The sequence below is a fragment of the Aliivibrio salmonicida LFI1238 genome, assembly GCF_000196495.1.
GTDB lineage: Bacteria > Pseudomonadota > Gammaproteobacteria > Enterobacterales > Vibrionaceae > Aliivibrio > Aliivibrio salmonicida.
Genome location: NC_011313.1, coordinates 1,066,747 through 1,085,153 on the forward strand (window position 1 = coordinate 1,066,747; position 18,407 = coordinate 1,085,153).

At 38.1% G+C, this 18,407-nt stretch carries 16 protein-coding genes and 1 pseudogene; 10 read left to right on the top strand and 7 right to left on the bottom strand.

What is annotated here, in order from left to right; translation table 11 throughout:
- Both tnpB and tnpA read right to left on the bottom strand, forming a co-directional pair.
- Complete coding sequence (tnpB, locus tag VSAL_RS21085) at positions 1 to 348, bottom strand: IS66 family insertion sequence element accessory protein TnpB (RefSeq protein WP_012548924.1); 348 nt, start codon at positions 346 to 348, stop codon at positions 1 to 3.
- Entirely contained in the window at positions 345 to 659 is a 315-nt protein-coding gene (gene tnpA / locus VSAL_RS21090; RefSeq protein WP_012548925.1) for an IS66 family insertion sequence element accessory protein TnpA, read from the bottom strand. The genes tnpB and tnpA overlap by 4 nt, the downstream gene beginning before the upstream one ends.
- An 80-nt stretch (positions 660 to 739) precedes the next feature.
- On the opposite strand from tnpA, the pseudogene VSAL_RS23470 reads away from it, so the two are divergent.
- Positions 740 to 1,156: pseudogene (locus VSAL_RS23470) on the top strand (IS66 family transposase); the annotation flags it as partial.
- A 110-nt stretch (positions 1,157 to 1,266) separates the two neighbouring features.
- Here the strand turns inward: VSAL_RS23470 and VSAL_RS21100 are convergent.
- Positions 1,267 to 2,124, bottom strand: a complete 858-nt coding sequence (locus tag VSAL_RS21100; protein ID WP_012552221.1) for a PA4780 family RIO1-like protein kinase — start codon at positions 2,122 to 2,124, stop codon at positions 1,267 to 1,269.
- A 478-nt stretch (positions 2,125 to 2,602) separates the two neighbouring features.
- Between VSAL_RS21100 and pepE the strand changes: the two genes are divergently transcribed.
- Complete coding sequence (pepE, locus tag VSAL_RS21105; RefSeq protein ID WP_012552222.1) at positions 2,603 to 3,340, top strand: dipeptidase PepE; 738 nt, start codon at positions 2,603 to 2,605, stop codon at positions 3,338 to 3,340.
- Between the two features lie 99 nt (positions 3,341 to 3,439).
- Here the strand turns inward: pepE and VSAL_RS21110 are convergent, their stop codons facing one another.
- Positions 3,440 to 4,327 carry a LysR family transcriptional regulator gene (locus VSAL_RS21110; protein ID WP_012552223.1) on the bottom strand — a complete coding sequence of 296 codons (888 nt, stop codon included), beginning with the start codon at positions 4,325 to 4,327 and terminating at the stop codon, positions 3,440 to 3,442.
- 128 nt (positions 4,328 to 4,455) lie between these two features.
- On the opposite strand from VSAL_RS21110, the gene VSAL_RS21115 reads away from it, so the two are divergent.
- Positions 4,456 to 5,175 (top strand): SDR family NAD(P)-dependent oxidoreductase, encoded by a 720-nt coding sequence (locus VSAL_RS21115; RefSeq protein WP_012552224.1) that lies wholly within the window; start codon positions 4,456 to 4,458, stop codon positions 5,173 to 5,175.
- A 51-nt stretch (positions 5,176 to 5,226) separates the two neighbouring features.
- Here the strand turns inward: VSAL_RS21115 and VSAL_RS21120 are convergent, their stop codons facing one another.
- Together VSAL_RS21120 and VSAL_RS21125 are read right to left on the bottom strand one after the other, a co-directional pair.
- Positions 5,227 to 6,333: a flavin monoamine oxidase family protein gene (locus VSAL_RS21120; RefSeq protein ID WP_012552225.1), complete on the bottom strand. Its 1,107-nt coding sequence runs from the start codon at positions 6,331 to 6,333 to the stop codon at positions 5,227 to 5,229.
- A 12-nt stretch (positions 6,334 to 6,345) separates the two neighbouring features.
- Entirely contained in the window at positions 6,346 to 7,017 is a 672-nt protein-coding gene (locus VSAL_RS21125; protein ID WP_012552226.1) for a cupin domain-containing protein, read from the bottom strand.
- A gap of 128 nt (positions 7,018 to 7,145) precedes the next feature.
- On the opposite strand from VSAL_RS21125, the gene VSAL_RS21130 reads away from it, so the two are divergent.
- Positions 7,146 to 8,048 (top strand): LysR substrate-binding domain-containing protein, encoded by a 903-nt coding sequence (locus VSAL_RS21130; RefSeq protein ID WP_012552227.1) that lies wholly within the window; start codon positions 7,146 to 7,148, stop codon positions 8,046 to 8,048.
- A gap of 252 nt (positions 8,049 to 8,300) precedes the next feature.
- Positions 8,301 to 9,263 (top strand): DUF3187 family protein, encoded by a 963-nt coding sequence (locus tag VSAL_RS21135; RefSeq protein WP_012552228.1) that lies wholly within the window; start codon positions 8,301 to 8,303, stop codon positions 9,261 to 9,263.
- A 155-nt stretch (positions 9,264 to 9,418) separates the two neighbouring features.
- Here the strand turns inward: VSAL_RS21135 and VSAL_RS21140 are convergent, their stop codons facing one another.
- Positions 9,419 to 10,375 (bottom strand): AEC family transporter, encoded by a 957-nt coding sequence (locus tag VSAL_RS21140; protein WP_012552229.1) that lies wholly within the window; start codon positions 10,373 to 10,375, stop codon positions 9,419 to 9,421.
- 1,048 nt (positions 10,376 to 11,423) lie between these two features.
- Here VSAL_RS21140 and VSAL_RS24035 point away from each other — a divergent pair.
- From VSAL_RS24035 to VSAL_RS21160, 5 genes are all read left to right on the top strand, one after another.
- On the top strand, positions 11,424 to 13,601 hold the full coding sequence (locus VSAL_RS24035; protein WP_012552230.1) for a hypothetical protein: 2,178 nt from the start codon (positions 11,424 to 11,426) through the stop codon (positions 13,599 to 13,601).
- Complete coding sequence (locus tag VSAL_RS24040) at positions 13,585 to 15,207, top strand: hypothetical protein (protein WP_231850947.1); 1,623 nt, start codon at positions 13,585 to 13,587, stop codon at positions 15,205 to 15,207. The genes VSAL_RS24035 and VSAL_RS24040 overlap by 17 nt, the downstream gene beginning before the upstream one ends.
- Positions 15,208 to 15,262: 55 nt before the next feature.
- The gene (locus VSAL_RS21150; protein WP_012552232.1) at positions 15,263 to 15,940 is read left to right on the top strand and encodes a hypothetical protein; all 678 of its coding nucleotides are present in this window, start codon (positions 15,263 to 15,265) and stop codon (positions 15,938 to 15,940) included.
- Between the two features lie 112 nt (positions 15,941 to 16,052).
- Positions 16,053 to 17,003: a hypothetical protein gene (locus VSAL_RS21155; protein ID WP_049940471.1), complete on the top strand. Its 951-nt coding sequence runs from the start codon at positions 16,053 to 16,055 to the stop codon at positions 17,001 to 17,003.
- 70 nt (positions 17,004 to 17,073) lie between these two features.
- On the top strand, positions 17,074 to 18,267 hold the full coding sequence (locus VSAL_RS21160; protein ID WP_012548955.1) for an IS91-like element ISVsa9 family transposase: 1,194 nt from the start codon (positions 17,074 to 17,076) through the stop codon (positions 18,265 to 18,267).
- Positions 18,268 to 18,407: the final 140 nt, after the last annotated feature.

An 18,407-nucleotide genomic window follows, 5' to 3' on the forward strand; every position in this document is an offset into this window, starting at 1 on the left:
TTAAAGGGTTGTTTGATAATGTACCGGTTGATGTCCTAAGATATCAAAACCTTGTAATAGCAGTGTCAGTTGCTGCTCTGATAATGCTAACGTATCGTTATTTATATTTCGTGGCCATTTGAAGCGGTCTTCATCTAATCGCTTGTACCATAAAGCGAATCCTGTTTTATCCCAATACAATATTTTGAGTTTATCACGAGGCTTATTGCAAAATATAAATAGAGCATCACTAAACGGTGATAGTTGCATTTCTTGCTCAACAATCACGACAAGGCCATTAATGGCCTTGCGAAAATCGACAAAATCACGATGAAGATAAATGGTGGAAACATCAGTAAATACATTCATGATTGATACCCTTTTAATAAGAGTCCTATCCAGTGAGGTTCAGTATTAGCTGGCAATGTTAATCGCAATTTTCCGATAGAAAGTTGAATATCTGGTAATTGTGGAGTGGCGATGATAGTTGATGTTAACGCTTCTACTTTCAAGAAAGTAGAAGCGTTAATCTTTTGTTTCCATCGTGCTTTACGTGCACTAAATGTCTTTGGCAGAATATTATGGTTACGACAAAATTCAGCGGCACTAAGCTTGCTAGATTGCTGAGATTCAAATAGAGCGTGCCATTGCTCTGGTGTTCTCTTTTTATCTTTTTGCATAATTACGTTCTCGTTAAATGAAAGATCGTAAGATACGCATAATGAATTTTATTTGTTAGGTGTAGTTCCCCGCACGCTTACAAGCCAAGTATGTTGCTAGGCAGACAGAAGCCCGCGATTTACTTAAAGAGCTCCGTGATTGGCTTGATAGCGCAGTTAGTCGAGTATCACCTAAAACAAAATTAGGTGAGGCGATTAGCTATACATTAAATCAATGGGATAAATTAGTTCGTTATATTGATGATGGATTGTTATCTATTGATAACAATCGAGCAGAGCGAGCGGTTAAACCGTTTGTTATCGGCCGGAAAAACTGGTTATTTTCGGGTTCAACGGCTGGTGCAGATTCAAGTGCAATGCTTTACAGCATTGTAGAAACAGCAAAGGCAAACGGATTAATCCCTTACGATTATATTAGGTATTGTCTAGATCGTTTATGTGTTGGATCGCCAGATATCGATTCACTTTTACCTTGGAATGTAAAAGACAAGGTGTAGTTCCCTGCACGCTTACGATCGAAAGGAGGGAGTGATAGGTTGAAACGTAAGGCAGATAATCCGTTATCTGCCGATGAGACACTAAATATTTAGAGACTACAGTGTGTTGTTTAATCGAATTCTTGATCTTCTAGCTGACGCTCTTTGCGTAAACGCGCTTCTTCCATGACCGCATTAATCTCTGCCATCAATCCATCAACATCGGCATCTTCGCCATTGTCCACAAATACGCCTGTTAGCACTGTGTTTGGCATTAATTCGCCAACTTCATACAAAGCCCACATCTCTTTAGCATATTCAGTACCAAGCAGCTCAGGCGCATATTGGCCATAGTACGTAGTCATGTTGTTGACATCACGCTCTAACATCCATTTAGCGTTGTTGTTTGCTGATGCATCAACGGCTTGAGGTAAATCGATAATGACAGGGCCAAGGTGATCAACTAACACGTTAAATTCAGATAAATCACCGTGTATGATGCCGACGCATAACATGCGAGTGACGTATTGGATCATTAAATCGTGATCACGTAATGCTTGTTCTTTAGATAATGAAATGTCGTTCAGACGAGGGGCTACAGAGCCTTCATCATCGGTAACGAGCTCCATTAATAATACACCATCAAAACAACCATAAGGCTGTGGTACACGAACCCCAGCGGCTGATAGTTTGTACAGTGCATCAATCTCAGCGTTTTGCCATACTTTTTCTTGTTCGTCACGACCGAATTTAGAGCCTTTTTCCATCGCACGCGCTCGACGACTGTTTTTTACTTTTCGGCCTTCACGATACGCAACCGCTTGTTTAAAGCTACGTTGCTCAATTTCTTTATAAACTTTGGCACATTTAATATCGTCGCCACTGCGAACTATGTAGACATCCGCTTCTTTGCCACTCATTAATTGGGTTTGAACTTCATCTATTAAACCATCTTCAACTAATGGCAGTAATCTGTTTGGTATTTTCATTGCACCTTCAATTATGAGCGTAGGTAACGTCGCAAAGTGTGACGTGTTTTTGAACTATTGTGTAAATTTAGAGGGCATTATGCCTATATTCTGCTTTGTCACAAGTTTTGGTGATAAGTTATTTTCTGTCTTGTTTGTGATCAAGTGAATATTTCTTTTAATTTAGACTTAATTTATAGACTACAGATACGATCTAACACAAGTTTTAACCTCATTATTTCTGATATGGTTTTACACCAATCAACATAAGTATCTGATCATTCTACTTGTTAAAGTCGATCATAGCTGTGTTATGAATTGTGCCATTAGCCTGGCAATTTAACCACAATTTATACTTTGTTCTGTTCAATTTTTCATGCAAAATCATCTGAACAGCGACTGATCAAGATTGGTATCATCTTTTCGTAATCCTATCACTTACTTTACTTGAATTGGATAGAAGTAAACAGTGATGTTAAATAGACATAAGGCAGTTCCAATGGATATTTTATTATTAAGTAACGGCAAGATTTCTGGTAACAACTACGTAATGGAATTTGCGAGTGAAGCAATTGTTGAACAAATTCAACGTACTAAAGCAAAAAATTTAGTACTTATCCCTTACGCGGTGATTCGTTCTAGCCACGATGACCGTGTTGCTTTGGTTCAACAAACGTTTGATCACTTAGGCCTAGATTGTAAAGTAACGGGTCTGCACCGTTCAGAAGACCCTGTAAAAACGATTCAAGAAGCCGATGGTATTTTGGTCAGTGGCGGTAATACATGGGTATTAAACAAAACATTGCATGACTTAGGACTTGTCGGTCCAATCAGAAAAGCGGTATTGGATAAGGGTATTCCTTACATTGGTTGGAGTGCGGGCACAAACATTGGTTGTCCTACCATCCGCACGACGAATGATATGCCAATTATCACAGGGGCGATTCTTCCTTCGCTAAACTTAGTGCCATTTCAAATTAATCCGCACTATTTAGAAGCGTCTGTTGAAGGGCACTTTGGTGAAACGCGTGATGAACGTATTCAAGAATTTTTAGAAATCAATAAACACGAACCGGTTGTTGGGATCCCTGAAGGCACATGGCTGCATATTCTTGACGGTAAGTTAAGCTACCATACTGCCAATGAGAAATCGTTGAAGTTATTCTCGTATGGTAAAGATCCTGTGTATTACAGTGCAGAAGATGATGTTCAATTCTTAATGGAACACAGCTGTTAATTTATGTTTGTCGTAAAGCGATAGATTAAGAGGAGGCCAAGTTACTCGATAACTTGGCCTTTTTATTTTTCCATATTTAATTATTGAGAATTAATGTTGTTAAAATAGTGTTGCCTGATGTTCAGCAAGTGAAAAAATACGTTCAATAGTATCAATAACAGCTCTAACCCGTGGTACAGAGGTTAAATCAGGGTGAACGACGAGCCATACAAATAAATCGTCATTACGGCTATTTTGTGGAAATAATCTAACGAGGTTACTGCTTTCTTTTTGGTAATAAATGGGTAATTCGCCAATCCCTGCTCCTTGTTCAATAAGGTCTTTTAAGATAGCACTGGAATTAACTTGAGCAGTAATATGTGCATTATTCCTACATTTTCCGACTAGTGTTTCATTTTGCTTATGAGTAACTCCGGGTTGATAAATGACAACATTATGGTTCTTAAAATTGTCATTATCGTTAGGGTAACCATGAGTCGAAATATAATGTTTACTTGCAAATAAACCAACATTCCATTGAGCTAAACGTTTTGTTTTTACGTTTGGACTATTGGGCCTGATTGTTCGTATTGCGATATCTGTCTCATTTAAATTTACATCAAGAGTAGAGGTTGAAATACTGAGTTCGATGCAAATTTTTGGATATGATTGTTGGATCGCAGCAACTGCTTTATTTATGAAATCTAAGGCAAGACCGTCAGTTGTTGTTAATCGAACGATTCCTTCAGGATCACTGGTATGCATTCTTCGTTCAATAGAGTGTGCCGCGCTCTCCATCGCTAACGCATCGTTTAAGAGTTTATCCCCTTCTTTTGTTAGTGTATAGCCCAGCGGTGACTTAACAAAAAGATTTTGATTGATCACTTTTTCGAAGGCTTTAATTCGTCGTCCAATTGTCGTTTGGTCAACATTTAACTCCTCACTTGCTTTCCCTAATGTATTACAGCGATAAACGGCAAGAAAAAATCGAATATCATCCCAATTCATAATGTTTCCTTATCTTGTGCAAAAATGCATTATCTCTATGCATTTTTGGTTCTTCTGTACTGTAATTTTAGTCGTTATATTGGTGACGTCTTACAGCGTGTTAGTTTTATCATATATAGAGGTTTCTTATGAAAAATAAACTGTCCAATAAAACTATCTTAATTACAGGTGCAAGTAGAGGCCTTGGTAAAACAATTGCGTTGGCTCTGGGAGAGCAAGGCGCTGAGTTGATTTTACATGCGAGAAAAATGGAACAATTATTAGAGCTAAAGTCTACATTTTTAACTCTTGGTTATAAAGAACCTACATTAGTGATACTCGATTTATTAGACGCGGAACCTCAAGATTATGAAGCATTAGGTCGGAGCATAAAATTAAATCATACCCATATTGATGGTGTGATTTTTAATGCTGCATTGTTCCATGGGTTACGTAACGTGACCTCTATGCCTATTTCGGATCTTGATGCTTCATATCGAGTAAATCTTAGAGCTAATGTTTTATTAACAAACGTATTATTACCATTAATACGTCTTAGTAAAGGGCGATTACTTTATACGTCATCAATTGTTGGGCATGAAGCGTGGCCAGGTTGGAGCGATTACTGTATCACTAAGTTTGCGTTAGAAAGTTATAGTCAATTAGTTGCAATAGAAAATAAAAATGAGTTATTTGTTAATTGTATAGACCCCGGTAAGCTTCGTACTGAAATGAGAGTAAAAGCGTTTCCTAATGAAGATCCTATGAGTTTACCTACGCCAGAAGAATTAATGCCTCTTTATGTCGATTTAATGTCTATAAGTTCTCTTCATGGACAGGTAATTGATGGCCGAGATTATCTAAAATAATGACTTTAAAAAATAAAAGGCCAAGTTATTAATGACTTGGCTTTTTTGTTTTTAGTGTAGATTGAAGACAGAAATTACGGCGTCAGCAGATTCTAATGCGCCTTCTAAATAGCCCCCATTATCTTGCGCTGCCTCTGTTCCTGCAAAGTACCAATGTAAGTTGCTTAAGGCCTTAGTTGATGAAGATAAGCCATAACGAGGATGAGCTGTCGGTGCTTGCTGATCGTCAAGGGTGGCAGTATGAATTTCTTGGCTCCAATCAATTAGCTTTACATCAATCGGGTGACTGGCTTTCTCACCAAAAATTCGAGTCAATTGTTCTACTGCAGCTTGTTTTATTACTGCCTTTCCTGCTTTCTTACGAGTTGCTGCATCGACACCGACAAAGCCAAATAAAGCGCCAACGCCATCAAACGTACTGGCATCATGGATTTCGACTAATGGCCCTATGCGGCTGCTGGCAGAGCCTGATAATCCCTCTTCTCTCCAGAAAGGCGTGTCATAAATAGCAAAAAACTTTGCGTGTGCCGCCATCCATGTTGCTGTAGAGCTAAAATGTTGCGTTGTTTCTGTCGGCAAGCTTGGTGTGAAAGCAACACGGTCAGCTAAGAGGCGTAACGGCATGGCAAAAATCACATGAGCCGTTTCAATCGTCTCTGGTTGACTGTTGTGCATCAAAATAACAGAAGAGTGATTGTTTTCTTGAGATCTCACATGAGTCACCGTGCTATTTAGTTGCACTCGATGAGAAGGTAAAGTGGCCAATAGTGCATCAACAAGGCTTTGCATACCGCCTGCAATTCTCATGGATGTGGGAGATTGCTCAAATCCAGAGTCATAACGTGTTGGTGCGCTGTTTTGTTGGTTATCGAGTAAATAAGCGCCTTGAGAGTACTGTGGGAAAATAGGCAACATTAAGTCATCGATAAGTTGCGTAATACGTGGGTGCATTTGTGGCCAAAACCAAGATGGGCCCATGTCTACGCTATCTAATGGAGATAATTTCGTTGATGAAGATAAAATTGGTGACGATAAAATTCGGCCCCCAATGCGATCTCTCGCTTCAATGACTCGATACTCTTTTCCCATTTTTTCAAGTTGATGTGCCATGTATAGTCCACTTAAACCGGCACCAACAATCAAATACTCTGTTTTCATTTTTTGTCTCGCTTATGCTTGAATTTGGTGTATGTGGTGGCCTGTTTTTATCCAGACGGTACAGTTGTGCTGCCCGATGGTTGCTTGCAATGAATCGCCAATAGGCAAGCGAAGCCAATCAAATTTTTCATAGTTGGTGTGCTCATGGATAAATGATCCATCAATGACCAGTATTTCTATTCCACCTTGGTTTTCAAGTTCAATGGTCTGATTGGCTTGCCATTGCTCAAGGCGAACTACCTCATGTTTAAAGGTGTGCAATAGTTGAAATTGAACCCCATGACGTGTCGAGTCGTTGCTAACGGGCTGAGTTTGGGTATCAATATGAACGGGCGTGTTGTCACCGTCTTGGTATTGCCCTAGCTTGACTAAAATCATGCAGCCATCTTTCACAACCGGAGCGTGTGATGTTCCTACTGGGTTGCGCATGTAAGTACCAACAGGGTAGTCACCATGCTCGTCTGCAAAAATGCCTTCTAATACTAAAAACTCTTCGCCGCCAGTATGAACATGAGAAGAAAAATAACTGTCAGATTCATAATTTACTAGAGAGGTGGCTGTTGCAATCTCACCACCATCACGCTCTAACATCTTACGTGTTACCTCTTTAATAGGGGATGGGACCCACGTTGATGCCGTGAAAAAAGCGTTCGCTTGTAGCGATAAGTCAGTGTGTAGTTTCATGGTAAACCTGCGTGAATGGCGAGTAATTGCATCTATTGTGTTATTTTTCTTTAGGTGTAACAAACCAGAACTTCTATACTTACACTAAAGTTTTTCTTTAATGGTTAATGTTGGAATAAGGAGTGAGAATGAAATTAAATCATTTAAATTGCTTGAAAGCGTTTGAAGCCTCTGCTCGTCACTTGAGCTTTTCTTTAGCGGCAAAAGAATTGAATGTCACGCCTGCTGCCATTGGCCAACAAGTGAAATTGTTAGAAGAATGGCTAGGGATCTCTTTGTTTGAGAGGCGCTCCTCTGGGGTATCACGGTTAGCATTAACCAAAGAAGCCTTGCAGGGCTTACCTGAAATTACTCGTGGTTTTGAGCATTTATCTCAAGGATTAGCTTTATTAAAGCCAGCTGAAGTGAATACTATTTTAACCGTGGCAGTCAGCCCTGCGTTTGCCGCGAAATGGTTATTAATGCGCATTGATGACTTCCAAACATTGCATCCTGAATGGGATCTGAGATTAGATACCAATATTAGAACCGTTGATTACCTTGCCGAGAGCATTGATATTGGTGTTCGTTATGGTAAAGGGGAGTGGGAAGGGTTAGATAATATCTTGTTAATGACCGAGTCTGTTTTTCCGGTCTGTTCTCCTGAGTTGTTAAAGAAAGGATTGAATAGCGTGGAATCATTGGTTGATTTTCCATTACTGCATGATCTTTCTTTACCTAAAGAGAGTGGCTTTCCTTCGTGGAGTGGTTGGTTTGAACAGAATGAAATTTACAATGTAAATACAGATAAAGGATTGAAGATAAACAATTCCGCCTCTGTTATTCAGGCAGCGATAAGTGGACAAGGCGTGGCATTAGGTCGAAGTGTGTTGGTACAAGAGGATCTGGACGGGGGGCGTTTAGTTCAGCCTTTTCCTGAGTTGCAATGTAATATTGAATTAGCTTATTACATCGTTTGGAAACCGAGTACAGTGTCTAATGAAAAGGTTGCGGTATTTAAGCGTTGGTTATTAGCTCAAGTTGCGACATAGTCATTACTTAAGTGAATGAACTTGCGCAATGTATACACTCTATTAATATTAAAGAGGTGTCTGTTTTATAAACTGTTTTTTAAATGAACGCTCATCTACATTTTAGTTGATCTAGTTCTCATCAAATTATGATCAATTTGGAATGAGGAGATAACATAATGATAATAGTGTTTGTAAATATGAATCTCATTCCTACTTTTTGTCATCATTGCATGAGTAGCTATTAATTATGCGTAAATTATTGTGATTACTATGAAGCCAATAACGTCTCTTTTCTTATCGACCTTTGTTATTGGGTTATATCCTTCTTTGGCGACGGCAGATACTGCGGTTACGCCAATGAAGATTTATGCTCAAGCTCCTCTTCATTTAAATACGCTCACTACTGAACTTCGTTCCGCTTTTGCATTAAAAGAAGACAGCGTCGAATTGTTTGCGACGGGAACGATCGCCAGTGTGTGGGCACATTCTGAAAGCTTCAATATGGATTATTATCAGAATCAGGTCATTACGGGGGCTCAATGGCAAGTGACATCAAAGCTTAAAGCAGAACTTAAATATCAATACAGTTATGCCGGTAATAATGGATTAGATTCGTTTGTTCATGGCTTTCATGACTTTTTTGGTATTGGTCAGAACGGACGAGATGAAGTAGATAATAATAGTTTCAATATTTCTATTCCTAAGTACGGTGTTGAAATTGAAGATTTTGAAGGCGAAACGCTATCGAGTGCTTTACATAGTTATCTTGAGTACGAAGTGTTTTCAAATCAATACAATGCAATTAGCCTAGGGGCAAGTTTGTATTTAAACCATGTCAACAGCGGTTCATTTAAGCGTGATAGCTTTGAGCAAGGTCTGCAAGCAAATTACAGTTTTAGTTATGACAAACACGCCTTGTTTTCGACTGTCGGTGTGACGTTCAGAGACGCGGGATTAAGCACTTCTATTCCTTATAAAAAGAATACGGCTGCGTTTGCTATTGGTTATGGGTATGCAATTACTCCCTCTCACCATCTTGTAACGTCATATCATATTTATGAGGGTGCGCTTGATGAGGGGGGAGATTATGCCGAAGCATCACATGAATACGTATTAGGTTATCGATATTTATTAGAGGCGGCAGCGTTTGAGTTTTCAGTGATAGAGAATGCGGTGAATATGGATAACTCTACTGATATTGCCTTTACGTTTGGTGTGCGCTACGTACTGTAATTGATGAATAAAAAAATCCCAGAGAACAGGAGGATGAGTTCTCTGGGGAATGTTGGTACTTCAGCAAAGTTACCTTAATACTTATAGGATATGGCTTTTTAGTTTTCCAGTCCGTTTCTCATAGAAGATGATGTTAAAAATATAACGTATTGATTTTAAATCAAACTAAATGAAGACAAAATAAATATTCCTACCGTACAAGTGACTAATGAAGCAACGGTTGTTTGGGCAATGATATTCGCCGCTAATGTTGCATTCCCTCCCATGGCTCTTGCCATTACATAACTGGCCGCTGCGGTTGGCGCGGCACTCATAAAGAATAGCAAACCTAAATCCAATCCTCTAAAGCCAAACATGATGCCACCTGCGGTAATTAGAAAGGGACTTAATATAAGTTTATAGCTAGTAGCAAACCACGTAGGGCCATTGTCTTTTTTCATTGAGCTTAAGTTTAGCGACCCCCCCGCACACAATAATGCCAAAGGCAGTGTCATGTTTGCGAAGTATTGCCCTGCTTGAGTGACCATCTCAGGGATTGGAATTGAGAGAAATGAACACACAACGCCCAATAGAATCGCAATAATTAACGGATTTTTAGTGAGTGTTTTAATTATCACCCCAAACGCTTGTTTTTCGTTATGCTCTTCTTTTGGTGTTAAGGCAATAACGGCCTGAATATTATAGAGCACAGTAGTTGATGCGACATAAATAGCGGCTAAAGCAACGCCAGAATCACCATAAGCGTTAGCAACATAAGCCAGTGCAATGATGGCTGTGTTTGCACGAAACCCGCCTTGAATAATAACGCCGTGATCTTGCTTATCCTTAAAAACGAGCTTAGTTGAAAAGGTGGTGAATAAGAAGAAAGCAACGTTTGCAATAAGACCATAAATAATTAAACGGCTACTGGATGAGAAATCATGATCAGAATTTACGATGCTTAAAAAGAGCATCGCGGGTAAGGTGACTTGAAATACGAGCTTAGAAGCGACTTCAATAAAGTTGTCGTTAATTAAGTGAATGCGTTTCAGTACAACACCAAGAAACAGCATTAAGCATATAGGGCCTGTAATTGATGCTGAAAATAGCAGTTGAGTGATTAAATTATCCATAGTTATGTTCTTCGTCGCTTCCTAGTAGAAGTGTTCATTTTACACACAAAAAATCAAATTTCCGTTGTGGATATCCACATCTTTTCCTTGTTTTACTTGAATAGTGCGATGACTTTGATTTTTTCATTAACACATTGGGTGAAAGCCTATTCGTTATCGGTATTTATCTTTCTTGTGAATGTTTTGTTTTATTCGTTTTAGTAACTAAAGAGATCTTATGCATGACTCTAAAAGGTGAATTGATGTAAATACGAACATAAAGAACCACGGTATTTTTAATTTCAGTATGTAAACGTTAACGTGGTAGAACCAGTTCCCATCAATTAGCTATTCAATATTGAGATGATTTTTATTTAACTACGATGTTAAATTATAAAATAAACAAGAAGGCATTTTGAATAAATAAATAGGTGAAATAACTAAACACCCTGTTTAATTGAAGATAATGATATTTTTTCACCATTATTAATAGGTGGAAGTACATGGCTATTTTATTCGTATTTATCCTATCTAAGTAAGTGTTATGAAAGTCTATATGTGAGATCACATATTTAAAAAAATAATCGGTAATTTTGTTTTTTTATGGAAGTAATTCAAATAAAAAGCATTCAGTCACTGATTTTTTATATTTGATTTATTTTTAGCATATTTATTTTTTCTGAAATAAATATGCCTATAGGATCTTATCTATTTGATTTTAAATATTACCTCCCAGTTTCTATGGGCATGCCGACTTTATGTTTAATCATTTGTTTTTTGTATGTATGCGAGTTTTTGATACGGAGTATACATTTTATTATTTATTTTAAATTAAATGATTATGATAATGTTTTCGTAATGTAAAAATTTATTTAAAAGACTAATAAGTTATTTAACGGGTTTGTTTATATTAGTTAGATAGGTCTTTTATTCTATTTGGTTATATTACTTAACGAATGAAAGCTAAAATTATAATGACATTATTAATAATAGTAGTTTGGCTTTCTTAATTTAATCTATTTTAATACATAGGTTTGACTATATTTTATTGATATAACGTTGGTATTAAATGAAAAACATAATCAGTAATGCATATAATTTCTCAGATTTTATTAATTCTGGTGTTGATACTAGAACGGGAAGTTACTCGGCTCAAATAAAGCTGTTATCGATGATTGGCAATCGTCTTAATGGTCCTTATTTTGATTTAACTGTTGGTTATAATACAAATAATGCGATTGATGTCGGTTTTGGAAGAGGGTGGTCATTGCCACTCAGTTCTTTTGATAATGTAAATTCAATGTTGAGTTTGAGAAATGGTCAACAATTCAAAATTGAATGGAATTCAACAGAGAATGAGTATGTAGCGCCATACCGAAAATTAAAAGATGTCCGTATTTACTATGTATCTACGCCAGGGACAGAGCAAGGTGAAATAAAGGTTATTAATGCCTCTGGAGAGATCGAATTTATTGATTGGAAAGAAGGTACTCTCAGTCGACTATACAGTGCAAAAGGTCATCTTCTTCGTTTCTCGTACACCAATTATAATTTCCAAAGAACATTGTATAAAGTCGAAGACAGTTTTGGATTAAGTATAAATATTGATACGTGGTCAGACGAATGGCTGACAAAAATTTCATTATATAACAAAGATATGTTGCTTAAGTCATCCACAATTAGAAAAATAAGTGGCGGTGATTTTAAACGCTTGTCGTATGCGACATTGCCCAACAGAGAAGATCTGTATTTTCAATTCGAATACTCATGGTTCAGTGATACTGGAATGGATCTGTTGTTAAAAACAACCTACCCAGCCGGATATTCAGAAGAGGTCACGTATTACGAACGTGGCTTTTTAATGCCTGATGGCGCGCCAAATAAATATGTACCACAAGTTACGAAGATGAGGGTATCTCAAGGTGTCGCATTACCTGTTCGAACGCATACTTATACCTATTCGGATAAAAACTATTTAGGTTTTGCGAGTGATCGGGCTTACGTTGCCGGTGAAGACACTCTTTTTAAAGCAGCACAAGATTATAAATATTCTGCAATTGAAACCATCGATAATGAGATTGAAATTCAGAAGACATACACCAAATATCACTTAATTGAAAAAGAGCGTTACCTCTCTAGAGGATCATCATACCAAGAAGTAAATTATGAATATTATGCAAATAATGCTGTCGGTATTGAATATCAGGAGCCTCAATATACCTATTTGAAAAAGAAAGAAATTGCATTTTTAAATGGTTCTTCAATAAGTAAAAAATTGGAATTTTATCAGTTTGATGAGTGGGGTAATAATATAGAGCACACTGATGAAAGTGGTATTACAACGGTGAGTCAATATGAGCAGAGTGCACAAAGTCATTTTAAAAATATCCCTGTATCACAAAGCATATTGGATAGAAAAAGAAACGTAGTAAATAAAAAAGAATTTACCTACAAGACATTGCCTTCTTTATTAGATGATCATTCTTTTTACGTTCTTGAGACGGAAGAAATAAATGGGCAAAAAACGAATTATCAGTTTTATGAAAATCGCCAAAATATTGAAGTTTACGGAAAGAAACGAGAAGAATTTTCAGTGGTGTCTGGCGCGACTCCGATGCGTTATTCTTACACGTATGATTTTAATCAGGATCACCTTGTTTACCAAGTGCTCACGGAAAATGGATCATTACATTATTCCAATACCGAGCATTATGATTTTTTAGATAGCCAACTTATTTATAAAAAAGAACCAGAGGGCGTCGAACTCGAAGTTAATTACGATGAGTTGAATCAAATAAATAAAGAACGCTTATTAAAAGATAACCGCCTTTATTCTGAAAAAACGTACCAGAGTCATATTGATAGTGACAACTATGTTTTAAGTATCGAAGATTCTGAGGGTGAAATAACCGTTCAGACCTACAGTGCTAATGGTCATGTCCTTTCAATGGCGACAAAAATTGGCAGTAATAACACAATGGCTTACACCAATCAGTATGATGCGTTTGGCCAGAAAATCTCGACAACGCAATACGACAATCTTGATACGAGAACACTAGAATTAACAACGCGTTATGAATACGACTTATATGGCCATATTAATCGTACTATCTACCCTTCAGGAGCGGTAGAAATAAACCAATTTGACTATGCATCTCGAACTCACACTAAAGGCATCGAAGGGAAGAGGGTACGTTATTTCTCATCAAGACACGTGGGGCAATACCGTCGTGGAGCAGTATTTTGATAGAACAGGCCAACTTCTTTACGAAATCCCTTATCAGTATGACCTAACAAACCGTTTAATTCGTACAGAAACAAGTCGTGGTTCAGTGATTGAATTCAAATATGATGCGTTTGATCGCGTGATAGAAAAAGCAACTCGTTTTGCGGGTAAGAACGCTTCAGAGTCATTTGTCGATAGAATGAGCTATGACAAAAGAACCAAAGAAGAAAGCCTAACGCTTCATACTCGAGAGGGGCTATTAGGTGATAATGAAAATACCCACGCGACCATTATTAGTAATCAATACGATAACTTTGGGCGCCTGACGGAAAGGCACGTCAATGGCTTACGTTACCAGTACAAGGATTATGATGATTCAAACCGTTATCAAAGCGTTGTTCTGCCAAATGGCCATTCGGCGACGTACACCTATCACCCAGTGCTTGGGCTGGTTACAAAGCAAGAAGTCAGTAATGATACATCCTCAACTCGACGCTTTAGCTATAACAAACGTGGGTTAGTTGTGAGTGATTCGGCATCGATGACAAGCAGTCAATATGAGTACGATGCATTTGGAAATCCAAGTAAAAAAACGGTGACGAGCTTAGGCGCGACAACAGAAAACGCCACGTTTTCATATTCAGCAAAAGGACTTTTGTTGTCTATGCGTGATTTTACCGGCAACACAAAAGCACTCACTTATGATGGCTTTGGCCGTGTTCAACAACTTGTCTTTGGAAGCCGTGATGCAACCGCCGTCGTTGATCTCAGTTATGACCAATTTGATCGGCTTGTCTCGCAACATTATGAGGATGGAAATGACCAAGTAGAGATGTATTTGGACTACGGTGTCAATGATATGGAAAGTCGTCGTCGTTGGGTTCGTAATGGAAAAGAGACGTTAAAAATGGATCTTTCCTATGACCAGTCTATGCGGATTATCGAGCGAAAAACCACGACGAATGGAATAGTTCAAACAGAAACGTTTGATTATGATCAACTTGGTCGAATTACTGAGTTTGTCAGTGCAGGAGTGAACCCGCCGAAAGATGTCACGGGAAGAGAGATCGTAAAGCAGCAGTTTTATTATGACCATTTCGATAATATTACGGATTTGGTCACACAGTATCAAAATGGGATTGTGAACACTGAAAGCCGAATATTCGATACTGACATGCCGACTCGATTACTCAATATTTATAATACACATGGGGATTTCCCCAACCAATCTTTTGAATACGATGCTCTTGGTAATCGAGTGAATTTATCACAGAGGGGGTATCAACTCAGCTATAACAATTATGGTCAGTTATCTGAAATACGAGATGATCAAGAAAAAGTAATACGCACGTACCATTACGATGCGATTGGAATGCAAAGTGTTTCCGTTGATGCATTAGGGAACATTGCCCAACTTTATTATCACCATGACGAGCTAGTTGCAATCATGAGAGCCAATGAATCAATGGCTTTCTCTGGGGCGCACAGTGGTAAATCACTGACGATCACAACGGATCTGAAAAGCACTAAAGCAAGCTATAGCTACCTTGATGGAACGAACAGTAATTTAGGGTCTACGCGTGAGCAGGCGACTCACTCTAGTTCATCATACTTACCTTTTGGATGAGGATTATCCATGTTTACTACTTTATCTCGACGTAATTTTTTAAAACAAACGGCTTGTGTTAGCTGGAGCTGTTGCTGGGGGAGTGAAAGGCATTGCCTCAACGATCAAAGCAGGAAGTGGAATGTCTTTTGCGCATAAAGCGTGGGGATCAAAAACATTTATTAAAATTACAGGCTTTTCTAATAAAAATATATTGGGTCAAATATCCCAAGCTCCAGCCATCAAGTTTGCGGGTCTATCTGCTGACATGGTTGGCGTCGTTGGGGCTTCAATGGTGATGGCGGCGACGGTACAAGATGATAAAAAGCTGAAATTATGGGGTTCAATCATTAAATTCGGTGGTGGAGTTTCTAAAGGGATCATTAAAACCGTGGATAACTGGAACCCTAAGCTAGTGACGTCATTTACCGGGAAATCGTTTGGTAAAACAAAGCAGAGTTGGATCAAATCAGACAAAAAATTTGATATGAGAGTCGATTGGGCAAAACGAGGTCTTTCTGTTTCTAAAGACCCTTGGTCAATTACCGATCAAATTATTGCTCAAACACAAGGGAACAGCAGTTCAAGTGCTTCTGAGGTTACTCAATCTTCATCTGTCTTTGTGTCGAATTCTGCCGCTCATTCGCCTCAAGTAATTAATGCATTACAACAAGGTATTAATCAAAGACAAGGTTTTTATTCCCGCTTTGTTGATAACACGATTGGTGATGGGCTTCTTATTGGTGCAGCCTAAACGTAATAAAGGATGTGTATTTTAAGGAACGCTTATATTGGAGAGGTGTGGCTGAAATAAGTAGTAAATAATGAGTGTATTTTTCAACTAAATTAAAAAGGAAGTTTATCTTATGAGAAAGTTTATATTTACATCAAGTGTCTTTTTATCTGCACTTGTTTCATTAAATGTGTACTCGAATCCACCAGGCTCATGGGTTCGAGATTTGAGGATAGTATCTGACAGCGGGTTAGGTAATACAGACATATACGCGAATGGTAATATGCAAGCGGCACTAGATATTATTTATGATCTTGAGCCTGGGTATTCATTAAAAAGCGTGACACTAAAAAAATACAATACAGGGCAAGATTTAGATGATTGGGAACAATCTTCGCACGAAAATAAATATCTGCATAATATTGGTGGGCAACGAATTGGTCATTTAAGAAGTTCTAAATTTGTACAGCGCTATTTATCGACAAGTTCGCCAAGATCAGTGTCTGTGTGCGTTGAATTAACAGCAAGTAAAGAGGGACAAGATTTCACTACTTCAACATGTGAGCCTGGAACTAACCAAGCAAGTGTGTTTGTTAATGCAATCAACCCCGTGTATCTAACAAAAAATAACTTTGAGCTTTTGCCGTGGGATATATCTTCCGAAATAGATGACTACGAATATCAGCATACGCTAAATCAACCGACAGGAATTTTAACTCAAGAGATTAGGGAGCAAGTATTAAGAAAAACAAGCGAAACACCGACTATTTTAGATATTGAAGTTGATCATCTTTTATCAGAGAGCACATCTACGCTTTATTTACAGGATAGTCTAATTAGTAAATATGGAAGTACAACGCCGACAAGTGACGATCCGTATCATTTATCGCATATTATGGCTTGGGCGGTATTGCCGAATATGGGTGTTAATAAAATTAAATACGTTGAGTCTACTGGTTGGAATAATTTTAATGCCCTTACTTTAGAAAAAAACATACCTTATGCATTTAAAAGTGATCCAAACTATTTGTTCTCAATTATCACTGAAATTATGAGATTAGATAGAGGAAAGTATGAACAATAGGCGCCTACGGCGCAAATCAAAAGGACTCAACCTCTTCCATTGTTGCCAATAAATCGTTTATCCTATCGCCATGCACGCATATAAACCCCTGAAACAATTATTTAATAGTCAAAATAACTGGCTTAAATTTCTTCATAATAACAAAGCTAACCTAAGAGCGGTCGTGATTGAAAATGTCACAAAGATGCTGTCCTGTGGGACAGCGGCTTTTGGCTCTCGCGAATATCATTGTTGCAACCCTGACTGTACCCATATCAAATATATTCACCAAACCTGTAAATCTCGAGCGTGCAGTAGCTGTGGCATGAAAGCCACAGAGCGATGGATACAAAAGCAACAACATGTCTTCCCTGAATGCGAATATCAACACATCACCTTTACCCTTCCAAACACGCTATGGCCTATCTTTCGTCATAACCGTTGGCTGTTAAATAAATTATTCAAATGTGCTGCAAACATTCTGCTGGGATGGGCAAAAGATAAAGGAATAGATGTCGGTATCTTTTGTGCTCTTCATACTTACGGTCGAAAACTGAATTGGAATACGCACTTACATTTATCGGTCACTCGTGGGGGAATTTGTGAACGTACCGGTTTATGGAAACCCATTTACTTCCAAATGAAAACGACAGAGCCTTGTTGGAGAGCGGCTATCGTCAGTTTATTGGGTAAGGCTTATTATGAGCTTGATTTATCAAGCGAAGAATGCCCCTATATCCGTAATAAAACGGATTGGTCACGCTTTTTAAGCAGTCAATATAATCGTCGTTGGAAGCTTCATTTTGCTAAAAAGACAAATAATGTAAAACCGACGATGAACTATCTTGGTCGGTATTTAAAACGGCCCCCAATTTCAGCGTCACGTTTAAGTCATTACGCCAAAGGCGGAATGATAACGTTTAATTATTTAGACCATCGAACAGGAACAACAGACAGCCTAACATTATCACCAGAAGAGATGATAAGACGGATAGTAGAGCACTATCCTGATAAACATTTCAAGATGATCCGATACTACGGTTTTTTATCAATGCGTCGTCGTGGAGAAGCTCTGCCTAGAGTTTATGCAGCTTTAGGTATGACAATAGAAGCTGAGCCGAAAATGCCAGGGTATGCCGCAATGTTAAAAGGATATGTAAAAGTAGATCCGTACGAATGTATTTTATGTGAAAGTCGTCTGGTGTTTACGAATTTCCGAGTCGGAAATTCGGTCAATGATTTAGTCACCCATGCGATAGTTCAGTCAGAATTGAGGGCAGCATAATAAGGTTTGTAGGATAAGTGTATCTAAAACTCATGAAATAGGGCTAAAACAGTTATAAAATCCCCGATAATTATATTTTCGATACCTTTTAAAAAAACAGCGATGGTGAAATTGGCTTTTTTAGACGGGCCAATGCTAAC